At 64.3% G+C, this 252-nt stretch carries 1 protein-coding gene; it reads right to left on the bottom strand.

Translation table 11 applies throughout. The features are described 5' to 3' along the window. Nucleotides 1-252 (bottom strand): ribonuclease domain-containing protein (locus tag SB764_RS42800; RefSeq protein WP_410867150.1); only part of this gene is annotated, 252 nt, incomplete at both ends.

The following is a 252-nucleotide window of genomic DNA, read 5'->3' on the forward strand; positions in this document are numbered from 1 at the left end:
GATCCGTCATGCCAGGCGTGCGAACCGTGTATGTGTGGTAGTAGCCGCGCGGATGCTTCGGCAGCAAAAGCGCACTGTTACGGAACAATACGCCGTCCTCCCCAAAAGGGAACGGGCCCCCCGCTTTGATCAGCCGCAGTGTTTCGGCTGCTTCCCCCGGCAACTGTGTCTTCGTGACGGCGCCCAGCACGCCCGTCTCTCGCGCGCCTGATGCGATGGGTGTATCGCTCGCGCCTTGCGCCGGCTGAACCG

Source organism: Paraburkholderia sp. SIMBA_027 (genome assembly GCF_046535315.1).
Taxonomy (GTDB): domain Bacteria; phylum Pseudomonadota; class Gammaproteobacteria; order Burkholderiales; family Burkholderiaceae; genus Paraburkholderia; species Paraburkholderia tropica.